At 64.4% G+C, this 979-nt stretch carries 1 pseudogene; it reads right to left on the bottom strand.

Features of this window, described 5'->3' with window-relative positions:
- Positions 1-37 precede the first annotated feature (37 nt).
- Positions 38-979, bottom strand: a pseudogene (locus HUV26_RS13470) (hypothetical protein); the annotation flags it as partial.

Raw genomic sequence — 979 nt, 5'->3', positions numbered from 1 at the left:
ATGGAGCCGTCTTTGTATTTATATTGCATGGTTGCTCCTACAATATGGTGTGTTGAATAACAGAGCCATTCCCGCCATCGCCGCCCGTGGTGCCGCCGATACCACTGCCGCCGACACCTCCGGACACATCAGCGGAACCACTCCATGCGGCAAAACTGACAGACAACAACAGAATAATGCCTCCACCGCTGGCACCGCCGCCCCGGTCAGGGGCGGAGCCTCCGTTCATGCCGCAGGATGAAAATGTACCCGTCCCGGCGATTGTGCGGGCGATGATAATAAGCAGCCCTCCGGTGCCGTCCTGCCCGGCACGCGCAGAATTGGACAGATACGACTGCCCACCAGGATTGCCAGCACCACCGCCGCTGTCCTCCGTGCCGTCGTACCCTTTCCCACCGGAACCTCCGTAGGGGGCCGCGTTCACGTACGATACCGTACCCGAACCTCGCCCGTTGCCGCCCCCGCCGGGACCGCCGGACCAGCATGTCCCGCTAGACCCGCTACCGGACGCGCCGCCAGCAGACGCACCGCTGCCCCCACCGCCGGAGCCTCCGGTCATTGTCTGCCCGGACACACCGCTGGATACTCCCGTCTGCGCGGGGGCACCTGTCCCCCCGACACGGGGGATATCCACAACCAAACCGTTCGGAACCATCGGCTGGTTTGTCTCCGCGTTACGGGCTGCGTTGCCGCAACCGGACAGGTCAGACGCACCAGACGAAGTGCCCGGTGCAAATTTGGCAATGCGCAGGCCGCTGATCGGTACTGGCAGGCCATCGCTGGGAGCGACGGGCGTATTGGCGGTGACGGTGCTGTCCGCCGGATTGGCCCGGCAGCCGCGCGCCGTCATGCTCACAGTGCCATTGATGATTACGCTGCCCGTGGCATAGAGCAGCAGGCCACGGCAGCGGTTCGCAGTGGTCAGTGTAACCCCGGCCTCCACAGTCAAATTGCGGGCGTTGACCACCACCATGTCGCC

This window comes from Desulfovibrio psychrotolerans, from assembly GCF_013340305.1.
Classification (GTDB): Bacteria; Desulfobacterota; Desulfovibrionia; order Desulfovibrionales; family Desulfovibrionaceae; genus Halodesulfovibrio; species Halodesulfovibrio psychrotolerans.
This window is presented reverse-complemented; position numbering and strand designations above follow the sequence as displayed.